Source organism: Streptomyces rishiriensis (genome assembly GCF_003112535.1).
Classification (GTDB): domain Bacteria; phylum Actinomycetota; class Actinomycetes; order Streptomycetales; family Streptomycetaceae; genus Streptomyces; species Streptomyces rishiriensis.
On sequence record NZ_BEWA01000012.1, the window covers coordinates 673223 to 691114 of the forward strand.

Sequence of the window (17892 nt, forward strand, 5' to 3'; positions counted from 1 at the left end):
GTCCGGCCAACTGCCGGGCCCCGCCCCGCGGACGCTACGAACCCGGCTCGCGCCAGCTCCGCAGTACGGACGTGAACTGCTTGGCCGTCGCCGCCCAGTCCTTCGCGGGCGAGGACATGTAGACGGCGTACTCGGAGCCGTCGCGGGCGACGTAGGTCTCCTCGATCGCGCGGCGCGGCCCGGGGAACTTCGTGTCCTTGGCCAGCGCGGTCCACGTGTACTCCCATTCGGAGCCGTCGCGGTCGCGGTAGAGGTTCTTCTCCAGGGTGACCCGTTCGTAGTCGACGAGCCGCTTGAGCTGCTGTTCCAGGTCGATCTGGTGGGCGTAGGGGTCGCTGAAGTCGGGGGACTTGTCCAGGGCGATGCGCACGAAGTGCTCGCCGCCGTCAGGGGTGTAGTCGATCTGCCGGAGATCGCCGTCGTCCTGGTACACCTCCCGCTGCCAGCCCTTGGGCAGGGCGAGCCCGAAGCCCAGCGGGTCGTCGATCTTCTCCCAGTCGTCGGGCGCCGTGCCCGGCCCGGCGGGGGAGCCGGTGGACGTCGGGCTCGGCGAGGGGGACGACGGCCCGGACCCGGTGGTCCGCCCCCGGCCCGGGTCCCACTTCTGCAGCACGATCGCCGTGCCCCCGCCGACCAGCGCGGCGACGACGACCACGAGCGCCGTCGTGCGCAGCCGTCGACGGCGGCGGGGCTGCCGGCCGTCCGCGGCGGACGCCGTGAAGGGCACGGGCGGCGTGTTCGGCCCCGACGGGCCCTGGCCGGGGTGCTCGGGGCCCACGGCGGTCGGGTGGGTCGTCGGGTGGGTCAGGGGGTGACCGGACGTCGGCGTCCGGGGCGGCGACGGCACGTACGAGGTGGGGGGCGTGGCGTGGGACGTCGGGTGCGCCGCGGACGGGGACCCGACGTGATGGCCTCCCGTGGCCCGGTCCGGCCCGCCGAACTGCGTCGGCACATAGGCCTGCGCCGCGTCGGGGCGCCGTCCTTCGGAGGCCTCGGTCAGAAGCTGCTCGGCCTCGGCCGTGTCGGGGCGCGCCGCCGGGTCCTTGCGCAGCAGGGCGGTGATGACGGGGCCCAGCGGTCCGGCGTGGCGAGGGTCGGCGGCCTCCTCCTCGACGACGGCCTGCAGCGTGGTCAGCGGCGAAGTGCGGCGGAACGGCGACCGCCCCTCCACCGCCGTGTACAGCGTCGCGCCCAGCGCCCACAGGTCGGAGGACGGGCCGGGGTCGTGGCCGCGCACCCGCTCGGGGGCCAGGTAGTCGACGGAGCCGACGACCTCTCCGGTGCGCGTGATGGTCGTGTCGCCCTCGATCTGGGCGATGCCGAAGTCGGTGAGGAGGACGCGGCCGTCCTCGGAGAGGAGCACGTTGCCCGGCTTGACGTCGCGGTGCAGCACGCCGGCTGAGTGCGCGGCCCGCAGGGCGCGCAGCACCCACAGGCCGATCCGCGCGGCCTCCGTGGGCTCGACGCGCCCGTCCTCCTTGACGGCGTCGGCCAGCGAGCGGCCCTCGACCAGCTCCATCACGATCCACGGACGGCCGTCGTGTTCGAGCACGTCATGAACGGTGACCACGGCGGAGTGGTTGATCCGCGCGGCCGCCCGGGCCTCCGCCCGGGTCCGCGCCAGCAGGACCGCCCGGTCGCCCTCCGCGACGTACAGAGCGGCCGTCAGCTCCTTGATGGCGACCGCCCGGTGCAGCAGCTCGTCGTGGGCACGCCACACGCGGCCCATGCCGCCGCTCCCTATGGCGTCGGCGAGCCGGTAGCGCCCCGCGAGGAGCTGGCCCTGCATCTGATTCACGTTGCCCCGCAATGCTCTTGACAGGGCCAGCGTAAAGACCGGGCCGCCCGCGCGGAACCAGGGGGGTGCCACGGAGACAGCACTGTGACGGTTGTCGCTTCCCGCCCCGCGAGGCAACCCCGAAGCGAACGCCAGGGTCCGGGCACTCGTCAGCCGGTGTACTGGTAGGTGGCCGACGCCTGATCGAACAGCCGGGAAACCTCGTCCCGTTCGGCCTCCGGCCCCCGCACCTGAACGATGTGGTACCGCCCGGCGATGAGGATGGCCAGGTTGCGGACGTACAGCTCGCGCCCGCCCGCGCCGGTCCAGGTGAACTGGCCCTCGGCCATGGTCCGGGTTCCCACGGTCGTCGTGCGCAGCCCGGAGGCCGTCGCCCAGCTGGAATCCCGGTAGGGCTGGAGCTCGCTCTCCTTCTCCCGCTGGTAGACCATCGGGTCACTGCCGCCGGACGACGTGCTGTCGCGTCCCGGGACGACGATCAGCTCGAAGTTCCCGTGCGAGTAGACGACCTGGCCGCGTCCGTTCTTCGGCGCGCGACCCCAGCCGTCGGCCACGGCGACCTGGAAGCCGGCGTCGTCCTTGCGCAGGGTGAACCCGTCGGCGACGCCCCCGCCGGACCCGCCGGTCTGCGTCTGGGTGGCCTGCGCCGACGAGGAGGCGGAGGCGCCCGGCGAGGTCTGGTCGGGACGTGGTTCGCTGCTCGCGTCGGGCGCCTGGCCGGACGTCGCACCGGCGGCCCCCGTGCGCCGGGGGTCCGCGCCGGCCGCGCCGTTCTCGCCGGCCTTGGGCATGAACAGCACGGCGTACGCGACGGCCGCGGCCAGCACCAGCAGGATCAGCACGAGCAGCGTCCGGCCCAGACTGCGGGGCGAGCCCTCCGTCTCCCGGCCCCGCTTGTGCCGTCCGTGCGTCGCGGGCAGCCCGGCGCGCCGCCGGCGCACCAGCTCGCCCTTGCGCCGCACGATGGGCAGCCGTCGGGGGTCCACGGGCGGCGCGGCGACGACATGCGCCCCCGCCTCCGGCTCCGGCGCGGACCGCACCAGCGAGCGCAGCCAGCCCCGCAGCTCCTCGAAGCCGAGGCGCTCGGTGGGGTCCTGGCGCAGCAGCGACTCCACGACCGGCCTGAGCGGCCCGCACTCCTCGGCGAAGGCGGGCGGTTCGGCGCACACCATCTGCACCAGCTCGGCCGTCGACTCCTCCGGGTACGGCGCATGCCCCTGCACGGCCCGGAAGAGCAGCGCGCCCAGCGCCCACAGGTCGGTGGCGGGACCGATCGGGGCGGCCAGCTGCCAGTTCTCGTGCACCGGACCGGCCTGCTCCGGCGCCCATCGCTCGGTGACCGGTCCGACGACGGCCATCCTCGCCTGCCTCGCCCGCTCGGCGGCGAGCGCGGTGCCGGGTCCGCGCCGGGGGCCTGAGCCGGACGCCCCGGCCGCGAGCTCGTCCCAACGGACCCCCGCCCGCTCCTCGCCCGCCCCCGTCCGGCCTCTGCCTTGGCCTGGGACATGGCCTGAGTTCTGGCCTTGGACTTGGCCTGCGTTCTGGCCTTGGCCCGGGTGCCGGTCTTGCATATGGTCCGGGTGCCGGCCTTGGCCGCGTCCCGGTCCCTGGCCGGGCACGGGGACCGGCGTGCCGGGGACGGGCGTGAGCGAGGCGTGCGACGTCGGGGCCGCGCCCTGCTGGGGAAAACCTGGGGCGTAGGGGGCGTGCGGTGCGGGGGCGTGCGGTGTGGGACCGGGCGCGCCCTGGACCCCGTAGGGGTCGGCGATCCGGCCGGTCGGGGTGCCTCCCGCGGCTCCTTGTCCGCCGTCGGCCGGGGTGCGGGCGCCGGGCAGCGCCGCGCGTCCGTTCTGCTCCGCTTCCTGGGCCTCCTGCACCCGCGCCGCCGCCCGGGCCCCGGCGCGGTACGCGGCGATCGCGCCGGCCCGCGCGGCACGGATGTCCCCGCCCGTCTCCGTGGGCTCCCTGCGCACCACGGCCCCGGACGCCCCGCCGCCGGTGGACGGCTCACCCGCCGCCACCGGGAACGCGCCCGTGGCCCGCGCCTCTATCGCAGCCCGCCGGGCAGCCTCGGGATCCACCGCCCCGGCATCGAGCCCACCGACGCCGGACCCGCCCGGTCCGCCCTGCTGCGGTCGGGGTGCGGAAACCCCGGGCCCCACACCCCCGCCGGGGCCGCCGGTCCCACCGGCTCCCCCGCCGACGACGCTCCCGCCGGGCTCGGGCGCCGGGTCCGCGGGCGGCACCGGGTCGTACCCGCACAGCGCCTCTTCCGCCGCGCCGACCGCGAGGCCGGTCAGCATGACCCGCCCGTCGTCGCAGACGAGGACCGTGCGGGCGGTGATGTTGCGGTGCACCCAGCCATGGGCGTGCAGCACCCGCAGCGCCATGAGCACGTCGGCGGCGACCTCTGCGGCCCGGTAGGGCGTCAGCGGCTTCTCGGCGAGCAGCGCCGACAGCGGCCGCGCGGCCACCAGTTCACTCACTATCCACAGCGAGCCGCCCTCGGCGAAGACGTCGAAGACCTGGTCGAGCCGCGGATGGTCGGGGATGCTCGCCGTCGCCTGAGCCGCCTCCATCGCCCGCCGCACGACGGGGTCGGTGGGCCGTCTGGTCCCCGCGCCGCTGCCCGCGCCCCGGCCGGCGGGCCGCCGTGCCCCGCGCTCGCGTGCCGTGAACCCCTCGGGCAGGCCCTCCGCGTCGAGCACCTCGGCCTCGACGACCTCCGGCAACGGCACCTGGCGGACCAGGACTTCCTGCCCGCTGTAGGTGTCGAAGGCGCGGGACTCGGTCAGTTCGTACTCGTCCGAGGGCGGCAACGGCAGGCGGTAGCGGTCGACGAGTACCCGACCCGCATAGTCGTCCACGTTGCCTCCCCCGGCCGCCCGGTCGGTCAATTCCGTTCGTCCTGCGTGCCGTTACAGCCGAATCCGGCCTGTTAGCTGGATGCGTACGGTCCGCAAGCCTTCACGATACGTGCCGGAGGCAACCCGCAAAGAGGGGATGCAGGATCTCACCCCGAACCCGGCCGCCCGGCGTCGGCTACTTCTTCGGCGTGAAGGTCTCCGAGAGCGTCTTCCACGTGGTCTCCCGCAGAACGGTGTCCCAGGCGGCGGACTTCGCGGTGTACATCAACGCGTACCCGAGCCCGTCGTTCACGACGAACCCGCGGTCGACGGTGCGGTACGCCGTTCCGCCCTCCGTGTAGGTGAACTCCCAGTCCGCCGTGTTCCAGCCGCGGTAGTTCACCTGCGCTATTCGGATCTTGCGGTACTGCGAGCGGAGCATGTAGCGCTCCTGGTTCTTCCAGTCGGCGACGGGGTCGCCCTTGGGCGTGTTCGTCCAGGCGATGAGCAGCTTCTGCCCGTCGGGGCCGGTGAAACGGTCGCCCGCGTCGGACGAGGTCTTGAACTTCCACCCCGCGGGCAGCCCGATCGAGTAGCCCTGAGCGCCCGTGTGCGTCGCCGCCGGCTTGCCGTCACCGTCGCCGGTGACGCCGGCCCCGGCGCCTCCGGCCACCGAGGCGCCACCTGAGGAGGAACCGGACGGGTCGGCGGACTGCGACCCCGTGCGGGTCCCGCCGCTCTCGTCCTCCTTGGTGCCGGCGCTCGGGCTTCCGCCGGCGACCGTCCCACCGCCGCCCTTGGCTCCGCCCGCCGTGTCGTCGTCACCGCCGAGCGTGAGGGCCAGCACGGTGCCGAGCACCGCGAGCAGCACCACCGCGGCGATGATCACCAGCGTCCGCCTGGGCACCACGTCGGTCAGCGGCGCCCTGGGCACGGGGCGCGGCGGCAGGTCCGGAGGCGTCATGACGGGCCACCCCGAACTCCGCCCTGCGCCCCCGCCCTGCGCTCCCGCACCGGAACCCACAGCGGAACCCGCACCGGACCGCGAGGCGGAGACCGTGCTCGCCCCGTTCCCGGAGCGGGCCGCCGGCACGGACGCGGACGACGCCGCGGATCCCGCCTGCGCTCCGGACGCCGGCCCGGTCGTCGGCCCGGCCGTCGGCGCCGAGGCCGCCCTGGGCGGGGCGGCGGCCGAAGCGGCGGCCCCGGAATCCCGGACCGCGCCTGCCCGCTGGGCCTCGCCCGCGCTCACCGGACCGGAAGCGCCGGCCCCGCCGGTCGGCTTGGCGCGGGAGGCGGCCGCCGAGGTGGCCGCGCCCGCCGCGACGGCGGCCTTGCGCACGGACCGGAACGCCCCGCGCAGCTTCTCGCCCGCCTCGGCGCCCGCCGAACTCCCCTTGCCCGCCGGCTCATCGGGCTGCGGGGGCAGCGGCACGACCTTCGTCGCGTCTGCCGGCTCGGCGTGCCCGGGATCGGGCGCGTGGAGCACGGCGTTGAGCATCGCCCGCGCACCGGCGTCGTCGAGCCTGCGCGCGGGATCCTTGGTGAGCAGGCCGTAGATGACGTCCCTCAGCGGGCCCGCGTTCTTCGGCTCCTCCAACTGCTCGGTCATCACCGCGGTGAGCGTGGCGATCGCGGAGCCCTTGTCGTACGGCGGTGAACCCTCGACCGACGCGTACAGCAGACCGCCGAGCGACCACAGGTCGGCCGCCGGTCCCGGCTTGTGCCCGCGGGCTCGCTCCGGGGAGATGTACGAGGGCGCCCCGACGAGCATGCCGGTGGAGGTGATCGACGGGTCCCCCTCCACCTGGGCGATGCCGAAGTCGGTGAGCACCACCCGGCCGTCCTCGGCGATCAGCACGTTCGACGGCTTCACGTCCCGGTGCAGGATGCCCTCACGGTGTGCCGACCGCAGCACGTCGAGGATCGCCAGGCCGACCTCCGCCGCCCGCTTCGGCTTCAGCACGCCGTCCTCGCGGATGACCTCGGCGAGCGACTTGCCCTCGACGAGCTCCATCACGATCCACGGCCGGTCGTCCTCCTCGACCACGTCGAAGACCGTCACCGCGCTGTTGTTGCGGATCCGCGCGATGGCCTTGGCCTCGCGCAACGTCCGCGTGATCAGCCGGCGCTTCTCGTCCTCGTCGATGTTCCCCGGGAACCGCAGCTCCTTGACGGCGACCGTGCGTCCGAGGGTCTCGTCCTCGGCGCGCCACACCGTCCCCATGCCGCCGCGGCCGAGTACGTCTCCCAGCCGGTACCGCCCGGCGAGGAGACGTGCGCTCTTGTCCTGACGGGGTGTTCCCGCCCGCTCCGCCTCCGACATGCGTCCCCTCATGCAACCCGCCCTGACAGAGCCTCCATTGTCCCTCACCCGACAAGTGCCCGACGCCCAGGGTGCCCCTCATCGCCTCCCGGCCGCACCCCGCAGGTGACGCATTCCGGCCAGAAGGTGCACCACGCTCCACCCGAAGGACGTGACGAGGAAGGAGAATCCGTGACGCCGTGCGCTGCCGTGCCGGGCGCCCGGGTGTCCTCACGATCCGGGCGGGCCCGACGGCGATCGCAGCACCCGGCCTCGAACCGGCCCTGCCCGCCGCCGAGTTCTGTCCTCGCACCCCGTACAACGCACCGGCCTCGAACGGATATCCCGACCCGCTACACCCGTTCGAGTGAAACGCTCCGGGGGAAATCCGAAGACAGTCCGAGACCGGATCCGAGGACGGTCCGAGACCGGAACGCCATGGAGACCGGAGGACAGCCGAGGGGCGGCCCGGCGGCGGGAAAGGGTCAGAGCGGCACGATGTCCGGGGCTCCCAGCCTGGCCGCGTCCGCCGTCAGGTCGTCGGGCTGGCGCTGGGACTCGCGCTCGGCCTCGACCCGCTTCTCGTAGTGCCCGACCTCGCGCTCGACGCGTTCCTCGTCCCAGCCGAGGACCGGCGCCATCAGTTCGGCGGCCTCCCGGGCGCTGCGGGTGCCCCGGTCGAACGTCTCGATGGAGATGCGCGTACGGCGCGTCAGCACGTCGTCCAGGTGCCGCGCGCCCTCGTGCGAGGCGGCGTAGACGATCTCGGCGCGCAGATAGTCGTCGGCGAACTGGAGCGGCTCGCCCAGCGACGGATCCTCGGCGATGAGGTCGAGCACCTCCTCCGCCATCGCGCCGAACCGGTTGAGCAGATGCTCGACCCGCACCACGTGCAGGCCCGTCCGCGCCGCGATCCGCGCCCGCGCGTTCCACAGCGCCCGGTAACCCTCCGCGCCCAGCAGCGGCACGTCCTCCGTGACGCAGTCGGCCACCCGCTGGTCGAGTCCGCGGACCGCCTCGTCGACGGCGTCCTTCGCCATCACCCGGTACGTCGTGTACTTGCCGCCCGCCACGACCACCAGCCCCGGCACCGGGTGCGCGACGGTGTGCTCACGGGACAGCTTGCTGGTGGCGTCCGACTCGCCGGCCAGCAGCGGCCGGAGACCCGCATACACGCCTTCGACGTCGTCCCTGGTCAGAGGCACCGACAGCACCGAGTTCACGTGCTCCAGGAGGTAGTCGATATCGGCACTGGAGGCGGCCGGGTGGGCCTTGTCGAGATCCCAGTCGGTGTCCGTCGTGCCGACGATCCAGTGCCGGCCCCAGGGGATCACGAACAGCACCGACTTCTCGGTGCGCAGGATGAGCCCCGTGGAGGAGCTGATGCGGTCCCGGGGGACGACGAGATGGATGCCCTTGGAGGCGCGGACGTGGAACTGGCCGCGTTCCCCGACCATCGCCTGGGTGTCGTCGGTCCACACGCCGGTGGCGTTGACGATCTGCCGGGCGCGGACCTCGTACTCCCCGCCCGCCTCGACGTCCTGGACCCGCGCGCCGACGACCCGTTCGCCCTCGCGCAGGAACCCGGTCACGCGCGCGCGGTTGGCCGCCTTGGCCCCGTAGGACACCGCGGTGCGCACCAGGGTGGCGACGAAGCGGGCGTCGTCCATCTGGGCGTCGTAGTACTGCAGCGCGCCGACCAGCGCGTCCTTCTTCAAGGCGGGAGCGACGCGCAGGGCGTGGCGGCGGCTCAGATGACGGTGCGTCGGCAGGCCCCTGCCGTGCCCGCGGGCCATGGACATCGCGTCGTAGAGCGCGACGCCCGACCCCGCGTATATCCGCTCCCAGCCCTTGTGCTGGAGCGGGTACAGGAAGGGCACCGGCTTCACGAGGTGCGGGGCGAGCCGCTCCAGCAGCAGGCCGCGCTCCTTGAGCGCCTCGCGCACGAGGGCGAAGTCCAGCATCTCCAGATAGCGCAGCCCGCCGTGGATCAGCTTGCTCGACCTGCTCGACGTGCCCGACGCCCAGTCGCGCGCCTCGACCAGTCCCGTGGACAGGCCGCGTGTCACGGCGTCCAGGGCGGTGCCCGCGCCGACCACGCCGCTGCCCACCACCAGCACGTCCAGCTCGCGCTCGGCCATGGCCGCCAGTGACTCTGCTCGTTGTGCCGGCCCCAGTGTCGCTGTCCTCACCGCTGCCTCCCGCTGTCGGTCGCGCCGGCCGCACCCTGTCAGGGCGAGACCCGGTTCCTATCCCTCATGCCCAAATTCTGACCTTGATGCCCGACATCAGCCACCACAGGCTCCCCGCCTGTGGACGACCCGCCCCGGACCGGAACCGGCCCGCCCGGGAACACCGCTGCTCACACCGCTGTCCGCCCGCTGTCCGCCCGCGTCCGGTGAAGCCACGCAGGCCGCGGCGAGGGCGGCAGGAGGGACAGGAGCGGCAGGAGCACGAGGGCCGCCGCAGGTCGTGGTGAGGCCGGTGCGGCCGGGCGACACAGGCTGACCAACACACTCGATCAATCCCGCATAACGGTCATATTTACTCCTAGTCTGACATTGCGCTCGCCCATCCTGTCCACCGGGCTTGCGCACCTGTCCCACCTCGGTTACTGGGAAGGACGGCATACGCCATGCCCGCAGATCTCGCCGTCATCGGACTCGGCCCGCTCGGCCTGCCCCTGGCCCAGGCCGCCGTCGCCGCCGGCATCCCCACCGTCGGCTACCGCACCGGCCCCGAGGCCGGCTCCCTCAGCCCCGCCGAACTGCGCCGGATGCTCTCGGGGGGTTTCCGGCCCGCCACCAACCCGGCCGAACTGGGGCGGGTGCGGACCGCCGTCATCTGCGCCCCGACCCCGCGCGACGCGGACGGCGGCCTCGACCTGAGCCAGGTCGAGGCGGCCGCCCGCACCCTCGCCGGACACCTGCGCCCCCACACCACCGTGATCCTGGAGTCCCCCGTGCACCCCGGGGCGACGGAGGACTTCCTGCGGCCCCTGCTGGAGGAGACGTCGGGCCTGCGCGCGGGCCGCGACTTCCACCTCGCCTACTCCCCCAGTCGCGTCGACCCCGGCAGCCGCGCCTTCACCCCGGCGAACACCCCGAAAGTCATCGGCGGGCTCACCCCCGCCTGCACCGAGTCCGCCGCCGCCTTCTACAGCCGGCTGACCGACAAGGTGGTACGCGCGCGGGGCCTGCGCGAAGCCGAGACGGTCCAGCTCCTGGAGACCAACTTCCGGCACGTCAACATCGCCCTCGTCAACGAGATGGCCGTCCTCTGCCACGACCTGGGCGTCGACCTGTGGGACGTCGTCCGCTGCGCCGAGACCAAGCCCTTCGGCTTCGAGGCCTTCCGTCCCGGCCCCGGCGTCGGCGGCCACTCCGTCCCCCTGGACCGCACCGGCCACCCCGGCAGCCCCCTGCGCATGGTCGAACTCGCCCAGCAGGTCAACAGCCGCATGCCCCGCTACGTCGTCCAGCGCGCCGCCGCCCTCCTCAACGAGCACGGCAAGTCGGCCCGGGGCGCACGCGTGCTGCTGCTCGGGGTCACCTACAAGCCCGACCTCGCCGACCAGCAGAACACCCCGGCGCGCGAGATCGCGATCCGCCTCATGGAGCTCGGCGCGGCCGTCAGCTACAACGACCCGTACGTCCCGTCCTGGAGCGTCCTGGACCGCCCCGTCCCCCGCGCCGACTCCCTCTACGAAGCCGCCGCCGACGCCGACCTCACGATCCTCCTCCAGCAGCACCGCACCTACGACCTGCAGGGCCTGTCGGTGAAGGCGCAGCTGCTGCTGGACACACGGGGAGCGACTCCCACGGGAGCGGCGCACCGGTTGTGAACGCGAGATCGACAGGGGCCGGCCCCTCACCCGTGTGAGGAGCCGGCCCCTGTCGAGGTCCTGCGGGTCGCCGGGGTCAGCGGCGGTGCACCGAGTCCGCCACCGTGACCTCGACGCGCTGGAACTCCTTGAGCTCGCTGTAGCCGGTGGTGGCCATGGCGCGGCGCAGGGCGCCGAAGAAGTTCATCGAGCCGTCGGGCGTGTGCGAGGGGCCCGCGAGGACCTCCTCGATGGTGCCGACCGTGCCGAGGTCGACCTTCTTGCCGCGCGGCAGCTCCTCGTTGACGGCCTCCATGCCCCAGTGGTGGCCGCGCCCCGGCGCGTCGGTCGCGCGGGCCAGCGGGGAGCCCATCATCACCGAGTCGGCGCCGCAGGCGATCGCCTTGGGCAGGTCGCCGGACCAGCCGACGCCGCCGTCCGCGATCACGTGCACGTAGCGGCCGCCGGACTCGTCCATGTAGTCGCGGCGGGCCGCGGCCACGTCGGCGACCGCCGTCGCCATCGGCACCTGGATGCCCAGCACGTTGCGCGTGGTGTGCGCCGCGCCGCCGCCGAAGCCGACCAGGACGCCCGCCGCGCCCGTGCGCATCAGGTGCAGGGCCGCGGTGTAGGTGGCGCAGCCGCCGACGATCACCGGGACGTCGAGCTCGTAGATGAACTGCTTCAGGTTCAGCGGCTCGTGCGAGCCGGAGACGTGCTCCGCCGAGACGGTCGTGCCGCGGATGACGAAGATGTCCACGCCCGCGTCGACGACGGCCTTGGAGAACTGGGCCGTGCGCTGCGGGGAGAGCGCGGCGGCGGTGACCACGCCCGAGTCGCGCACCTCCTTGATGCGCTGCCCGATCAGCTCCTCCTTGATGGGAGCGGCGTAGATCTCCTGGAGCCGGCGGGTGGCCGCCTCGACGGGCAGGCTCACGATCTCGTCGAGCAGCGACTGCGGGTCCTCGTGCCGGGTCCACAGACCTTCGAGGTTCAGTACGCCCAGGCCGCCCAGCTCGCCGATGCGGATCGCGGTGGCCGGGGAGACGACCGAGTCCATGGGAGCCGCCAGGAAAGGCAGCTCGAAGCGGTAGGCGTCGATCTGCCAGGCGATCGAGACCTCCTTCGGGTCCCGCGTACGGCGGCTGGGGACGACGGCGATGTCGTCGAAGGCGTACGCCCGGCGGCCGCGCTTGCCGCGCCCGATCTCGATCTCAGTCACGTTTGTGGCCTTTCCCTGATGCGTTCGGCGTCTTCCAGTATCGCCGACGGGTACGACGAGGGCGGCCCCGGATGCCCCGGGACCGCCCTCGTCGCGGTGTCCCACGCGCGCGGAACGCCTACTTGCTGCTGTAGTTCGGCGCCTCGACCGTCATCTGGATGTCGTGCGGGTGGCTCTCCTTGAGGCCCGCGGAGGTGATCCGCACGAAGCGGCCCTTGCTCTCCATCTCCTCGATGGTGGCGGCGCCCACGTAGCCCATGGTCTGGCGCAGACCGCCGACGAGCTGGTGCAGGACGTTGCCGAGCGGGCCGCGGTAGGGCACCTGGCCCTCGATGCCCTCGGGCACGAGCTTGTCGTCGGCCGCGACCTCCGCCTGGAAGTAGCGGTCCTTGGAGTACGACTTGGCCTGGCCGCGGGACTGCATGGCGCCCAGCGAGCCCATGCCGCGGTAGGACTTGAACTGCTTGCCGTTGATGAACTGCAGCTCGCCCGGCGACTCCTCGCAGCCCGCGAGGAGGCTGCCCAGCATCACCGTGTCGGCGCCGGCGGCGAGCGCCTTGCCGATGTCGCCGGAGTACTGCAGGCCGCCGTCGCCGATCAGCGGGATGCCCGCCGGCCGGGCGGCGAGGGACGCCTCGTAGATGGCGGTGACCTGCGGGACGCCGATGCCGGCGACCACGCGGGTGGTGCAGATCGAGCCCGGCCCGACGCCGACCTTGATGCCGTCGACGCCGGCGTCGATCAGGGCCTGGGCGCCGTCACGGGTGGCGACGTTGCCGCCGATCACGTCGACGCGCACGCTCGACTTGATCTTCGACATCCAGCTGAGGGCGTTGCTGTTGTGACCGTGCGAGGTGTCGACGACCAGGAAGTCCACGCCGGCCTCGGCGAGGGCCTGGGCGCGCTCCAGCGCCTCGGGGCTGGCGCCGACCGCCGCGCCGACGAGCAGCCGGCCCTCGGCGTCCTTGGCGGCCCGGGGGTACTTCTCGGCCTTGACGAAGTCCTTGACCGTGATGAGGCCCTTGAGGGCGCCCGCCTCGTCGACCAGGGGAAGCTTCTCGATCTTGTGCCTGCGCAGCAGCTCCATGGCCTCGACGCCGGAGATGCCCACCTTGCCGGTGACCAGCGGCATCGGGGTCATGACCTCGCGCACCTGGCGCGAACGGTCGGTCTCGAAGGCCATGTCGCGGTTGGTGACGATGCCGAGCAGCTTGCCGCCGCCGTCGGTGACCGGCACACCGCTGATGCGGAACTTGGCGCACAGGGCGTCGGCCTCGCCCAGCGTCGCGTCCGGGTGCACCGTGATCGGGTCGGTGACCATGCCGGACTCGGAGCGCTTCACCAGGTCGACCTGGTTGACCTGGTCCTCGATGGAGAGGTTGCGGTGCAGCACGCCGACGCCGCCCTGGCGGGCCATCGCGATCGCCATGCGGGACTCGGTCACCTTGTCCATCGCCGCCGAGAGCAGCGGGATGTTGACCCGCACATTGCGGGAGATGCGGGACGAGGTGTCGACCGCGTTGGGGAGCACCTCGGATGCACCCGGCAGCAGCAGCACGTCGTCGTAGGTCAGCCCGAGGGTCGCGAATTTTCCGGGCACTCCGTCGACGTTGGCAGTCATGACACCTTCCCCAAATGGCCTTGATCGGTGCGGATGTCCATGCTAACGGGAAGCGCACCGCCCGAATTCCACGGTCGCGGGCCAGTGCGGTCTTCGTATGTTCGTACGGAAACGGTGACCGGGCTGTTCAGCGAAGGCGCGGCCACCGGGATTCGTCACTGCTCGGCGAGCGCCCGCAGTCTGCTGAGCGCCCGGTGCTGGGCCACGCGGACCGCTCCGGGTGACATTCCCAACATCTGGCCGGTCTCCTCGGCGGTGAGCCCCACCGCGATACGCAGCAGGAGCAGTTCGCGCTGGTTCTCGGGCAGGTTGGCCATGAGCTTCTTCGCCCACTCGGCGTCGCTGCTGAGCAGGGCGCGCTCTTCGGGGCCGAGCGAGTCGTCCGGCCGTTCGGGCATCTCGTCGGACGGGACCGCCGTCGAGCCCGGATGGCGCATCGCGGCCCGCTGCAGGTCGGCGACCTTGTGGGCGGCGATGGCGAAGACGAAGGCCTCGAAGGGCCTGCCGGTGTCCCGGTAGCGGGGCAGGGCGAGCAGGACCGCGACGCAGACCTCCTGGGCGAGGTCCTCCACGAAGTGGCGGGCGTCGCCGGGCAGCCGGGACAGCCGGGTGCGGCAGTAGCGCAGGGCCAGCGGATGGACGTGGGCCAGCAGGTCGTGGGTGGCCTGCTCGTCGCCGTCCACCGCGCGATGGACGAGTGCCCCGATCGTCCCCACGGCAGTGACCGCCTCGTCATCGCGCATCGGTCCATGGTGCACTGCGGCCGGACCGGCCGCGGCACCGTGCCCGTCGTTGTGCACCGAAGCGTTATGAGCAGGTGCGCCGGCACTCATCCCCTGCGCCCTCCCCTTCCGCTCGACCGACTCGTCCCCGAGGAACTCCACACCTCAAGGATGCGGCATCCGCGGCGAAACAAGCAGCGGGCGCCCGCCGGGATGCCGTGCCGCTCCCGCCCGCCGTGCGGCGCCGGGAGCTCTCGGCCGGCCCCCGGACCGCCTCTGAGCAGGGAGGTTCGCCCATGAGCCCGCTCTCCTCGATGAATGACCGATGTCACCCGGAACCGGTGCGATCCGCCGGACGCCCCAGACCCGTCCCGCCCCGGAACGGTCCGGGGCCGCGGGCCGGGCGGGCGGCGGGGACGGCGCTAGCGGACGAGTCCCCACCGGAAGCCGAGCGCCACCGCGTGCGCGCGGTCCGAGGCGCCGAGCTTCTTGAACAGCCGTCGGGCGTGGGTCTTGACGGTGTCCTCGGAGAGGAACAGCTCACGGCCGATCTCCGCGTTGGAGCGGCCGTGGCTCATGCCTTCGAGGACCTGGATCTCCCGCGCGGTGAGCGTGGGGGCCGCGCCCATCTCGGCCGAGCGCAGCCGGCGCGGGGCGAGCCGCCAGGTGGGGTCGGCGAGCGCCTGGGTGACGGTCGCGCGCAGTTCAGCACGCGAGGCGTCCTTGTGCAGATAGCCGCGGGCGCCGGCCGCGACCGCGAGGGCGACGCCGTCGAGGTCCTCGGCGACGGTCAGCATGATGATGCGCGCCCCGGGGTCGGCGGACAGCAGTCGCCGTACGGTCTCGACGCCGCCCAGTCCGGGCATGCGCACGTCCATCAGAATCAGGTCCGAGCGGTCGGCGCCCCAGCGGCGGAGGACTTCCTCGCCGTTGGCCGCCGTCGTCACGCGCTCGACGCCGGGCACGGTCGCGACCGCCCGGCGTAGCGCCTCTCGGGCGAGCGGGGAGTCGTCGCAGACGAGGACGGAAGTCATGGCCGCCCTCCGCAGCTGATGCGCGTCACCTTGTGCCTCCAGGCTGTTACGAATCGTCACCTGTGCGGTCGACCGTCTCGGACGCCTGCCCGAGCGTTTGGTGTTTCCAACCGCCACCGCACTCTCAACGATGGTCACTCGAAAGAGTTACGGGGCCGCGTGCATTCTTCGGCACTCTACGTGAGGGGACGGACACGGAGGAGTCAGCCACACGGACCCTCAAGCTTTCATCACAACCCGTGCCCCATTCGGCCCTATTTCTTCCCTTTTACTGGTGTCTGAGGCTAGATTCGCAATGAGTCATATTTTCATCTCCTTAGATCGTAGTTGTACGGTCGTGGACACCGTATCCGCTCAGAACGGCTACAAGGGGTCACGCAATGGCAGATTTCTCCCGCCTTCCCGGACCGAACGCGGACCTGTGGGACTGGCAGCTCCTGGCTGCCTGCCGCGGAGTGGACAGTTCGCTCTTCTTCCATCCGGAGGGTGAGCGCGGGGCGGCTCGGAGCGCTCGAGAGAACTCGGCCAAGGAGGTCTGCATGAGGTGCCCGGTCCGCGCACAGTGCGCGGCGCACGCCCTGGCGGTTCGCGAGCCGTACGGGGTGTGGGGCGGGTTGACCGAGGACGAGCGCGAGGAGCTCATGGGGCGGGCGCGCAACCGCCTGGTGTCGGCGTCGTCCGGCGCGAGGGACGCCGCCTCGAACACTTGAAGGAACGTTTCTGCGATAGCGGCCGGAAAAGCGCCGGCCGAGGGAAATCCGGTGAATCGGAGGGCACACGCGCGTGCCCTCCGTTTTTCCGTGCCGCGGCGTCAGCGCCGCGCGGCGCGTCCCAGTTGCTCCAGCGTCGCCGTCACCGCCGGCACCTGGGCCAGGTCCGGCAGGGTGAGCGCGACGATCTCCCGCCGCACCGCCGGTTCCAGCGCGACCGCGCGCACGCCCCGGGGCCGCACCGACTCGATGGCGAGCTCGGGCAGGACGGCGACGCCGAGACCGGCGCCCACCAGGCCGACCACCGCCGGATAGTCGTCGGTCGCGAAGTCGATGCGAGGGGTGAAGCCCGCGCGCTCGCACACCTGCACCAGCTGGCCACGGCAGCGCGGGCAGCCGGCGATCCACGGCTCGGCGGAGAGATCGTCGATGGCGACGGACGCCACGCGCGCGAGGCGGTGCCGCTCGGGCACGAGGGCGACCAGCCGGTCCGTCAGCAGCGGGCGCACGACCAGGTCGTCCCACTCGCCCTCGCCGGGACGCGCCACGGCGCCGTCGTCCGTGCCGCGCTCGTAGCGGAAGGCGAGGGCGATGTCGCAGTCCCCCTCCCGGAGCAGCTCGACCGAGCGCGGCGGCTCGGCCTCCTCCAGGGAGACCCGGGTGCCGGGGTGCGCGGCGCGCAGCGCGGCGAGGGCGGTGGGCACGAGGGTGGAGCTGCCGCTGGGGAAGGAGACCAGCCGGACCCGGCCCGCGCGCAACCCCGCGATGGCGGCGACCTCCTCCTCGGCCGCCGTCAGTCCGGACAGGATCCCGGCCGCGTGCCGCACGAGGGCCTCGCCCGCCTGGGTCAGCCGCGTCTCGCGGCCGCTGCGGACCAGCAGGGGCGTACCGACGGACGACTCCAGGGCCTTCATCTGCTGGCTGACGGCGGGCTGGGTGCAGCCCAGCTCCCGCCCGGCGGCCGAGAAGGAGCCGGTGGCGGCCACGGCGCGCAGCACACGGAGATGACGGGCCTCGATCATCCGTCGAGGATAAGGGATCCTTGGGTGGCGGCGCGAATAATGCGTCGACACTTTGATGAGGGGTCGCCTACCGTGCCCCCATGAGGCTTCTGTCTGTCAATCTGGGCCGCCCCAAGGCCGTTCCGTACACCGGTCAGCCGCAGGGGCTGACCGGCATCGACAAGCGGCCGGTCGACGGGCCCGTCCGGGTCTCGGCGCCCGGCCCGAAGGGCGTCGGGGGGAGCGGGCTGGCCGGGGACGCGGTGTGCGAGCTGCGCCATCACGGCGGCGACGACCAGGCGGTGTACGCCGTCGCGCGCGAGGACCTCGACGCGTGGGAGCGCGAGCTGGGGCGCACGCTGGGCAACGGCGCGTTCGGCGAGAACCTCACCACGGCGGGGCTCGACGTCTCGGGGGCGCGGATCGGCGAGCGCTGGCGGATCGGCTCCGACGTGGTGCTGGAGGTGACCAGCGGGCGGATACCGTGTCTCACCTTCCAGGGGCACCTGGGCGAGAAGCAGTGGGTGAAGCGGTTCACGCAGAAGGCGGCCACGGGCGCGTACCTCCGGGTGATCGTTGCGGGCGACGTCCGCGCGGGGGACGCGGTGGAGATCGTCCACGTGCCGGATCACGACGTGACGGCCCGTCTGCAGTTCCAGGCCGGCACCACGCACCGGGAGCTGCTGCCCCGGCTGCTCGCGGCCGGGGAGGCGCTGCATCCGGAGTCGCTCGCCGCGGCCCGGAAGTACGTGGCGGAGCACGGAGGCTGAGCCGTACTCACGGAACGGTCGCTCACGCGGTCTTCACGTT

12 protein-coding genes are annotated in these 17892 nt (G+C 73.0%); 3 read left to right on the top strand and 9 right to left on the bottom strand.

Features of this window, described 5'->3' with window-relative positions:
• Positions 1 to 34 precede the first annotated feature (34 nt).
• The 4 genes from Sri02f_RS22340 to Sri02f_RS22360 form a co-directional block, all read right to left on the bottom strand.
• Entirely contained in the window at positions 35 to 1789 is a 1755-nt protein-coding gene (locus Sri02f_RS22340; RefSeq protein ID WP_109003070.1) for a serine/threonine-protein kinase, read from the bottom strand.
• 158 nt (positions 1790 to 1947) lie between these two features.
• Positions 1948 to 4665 (bottom strand): serine/threonine kinase C-terminal domain-containing protein, encoded by a 2718-nt coding sequence (locus Sri02f_RS22345; RefSeq protein WP_109003220.1) that lies wholly within the window; start codon positions 4663 to 4665, stop codon positions 1948 to 1950.
• 175 nt (positions 4666 to 4840) lie between these two features.
• Positions 4841 to 6970, bottom strand: coding sequence for a serine/threonine-protein kinase (locus tag Sri02f_RS22350; RefSeq protein ID WP_109003071.1), 2130 nt, complete (start codon positions 6968 to 6970; stop codon positions 4841 to 4843).
• A gap of 464 nt (positions 6971 to 7434) precedes the next feature.
• Positions 7435 to 9141: a glycerol-3-phosphate dehydrogenase/oxidase gene (locus Sri02f_RS22360; RefSeq protein ID WP_109003072.1), complete on the bottom strand. Its 1707-nt coding sequence runs from the start codon at positions 9139 to 9141 to the stop codon at positions 7435 to 7437.
• A 443-nt stretch (positions 9142 to 9584) separates the two neighbouring features.
• Here Sri02f_RS22360 and Sri02f_RS22365 point away from each other — a divergent pair, with 443 nt between their 5' ends.
• The gene (locus Sri02f_RS22365; RefSeq protein WP_109003073.1) at positions 9585 to 10793 is read left to right on the top strand and encodes a nucleotide sugar dehydrogenase; all 1209 of its coding nucleotides are present in this window, start codon (positions 9585 to 9587) and stop codon (positions 10791 to 10793) included.
• Positions 10794 to 10869: 76 nt separating this feature from the next.
• On the opposite strand, the gene Sri02f_RS22370 is transcribed toward Sri02f_RS22365, so the two are convergent.
• The 4 genes from Sri02f_RS22370 to Sri02f_RS22385 all read right to left on the bottom strand — a co-directional run bounded on the left by Sri02f_RS22370 (position 10870) and on the right by Sri02f_RS22385 (position 15371).
• A complete protein-coding gene (locus Sri02f_RS22370) occupies positions 10870 to 11994 on the bottom strand; it encodes a GuaB3 family IMP dehydrogenase-related protein (RefSeq protein ID WP_109003074.1) in 1125 nt (374 codons plus the stop codon).
• 118 nt (positions 11995 to 12112) lie between these two features.
• Positions 12113 to 13615 carry an IMP dehydrogenase gene (gene guaB / locus Sri02f_RS22375; RefSeq protein ID WP_109003075.1) on the bottom strand — a complete coding sequence of 501 codons (1503 nt, stop codon included), beginning with the start codon at positions 13613 to 13615 and terminating at the stop codon, positions 12113 to 12115.
• A gap of 155 nt (positions 13616 to 13770) precedes the next feature.
• The gene (locus Sri02f_RS22380; protein ID WP_057584634.1) at positions 13771 to 14358 is read right to left on the bottom strand and encodes a sigma-70 family RNA polymerase sigma factor; all 588 of its coding nucleotides are present in this window, start codon (positions 14356 to 14358) and stop codon (positions 13771 to 13773) included.
• A 401-nt stretch (positions 14359 to 14759) separates the two neighbouring features.
• Positions 14760 to 15371 (bottom strand): response regulator transcription factor, encoded by a 612-nt coding sequence (locus Sri02f_RS22385; protein WP_003948568.1) that lies wholly within the window; start codon positions 15369 to 15371, stop codon positions 14760 to 14762.
• Positions 15372 to 15751: 380 nt separating this feature from the next.
• Between Sri02f_RS22385 and Sri02f_RS22390 the strand changes: the two genes are divergently transcribed.
• Positions 15752 to 16081 carry a WhiB family transcriptional regulator gene (locus tag Sri02f_RS22390; protein WP_109003076.1) on the top strand — a complete coding sequence of 110 codons (330 nt, stop codon included), beginning with the start codon at positions 15752 to 15754 and terminating at the stop codon, positions 16079 to 16081.
• 101 nt (positions 16082 to 16182) lie between these two features.
• Here Sri02f_RS22390 and Sri02f_RS22395 read toward each other — a convergent pair whose 3' ends face one another.
• Entirely contained in the window at positions 16183 to 17103 is a 921-nt protein-coding gene (locus Sri02f_RS22395) for a LysR family transcriptional regulator (protein ID WP_109003077.1), read from the bottom strand.
• Between the two features lie 80 nt (positions 17104 to 17183).
• On the opposite strand from Sri02f_RS22395, the gene Sri02f_RS22400 reads away from it, so the two are divergent.
• The gene (locus Sri02f_RS22400; protein WP_109003078.1) at positions 17184 to 17852 is read left to right on the top strand and encodes an MOSC domain-containing protein; all 669 of its coding nucleotides are present in this window, start codon (positions 17184 to 17186) and stop codon (positions 17850 to 17852) included.
• The last annotated feature ends 40 nt before the right edge of the window (positions 17853 to 17892 follow it).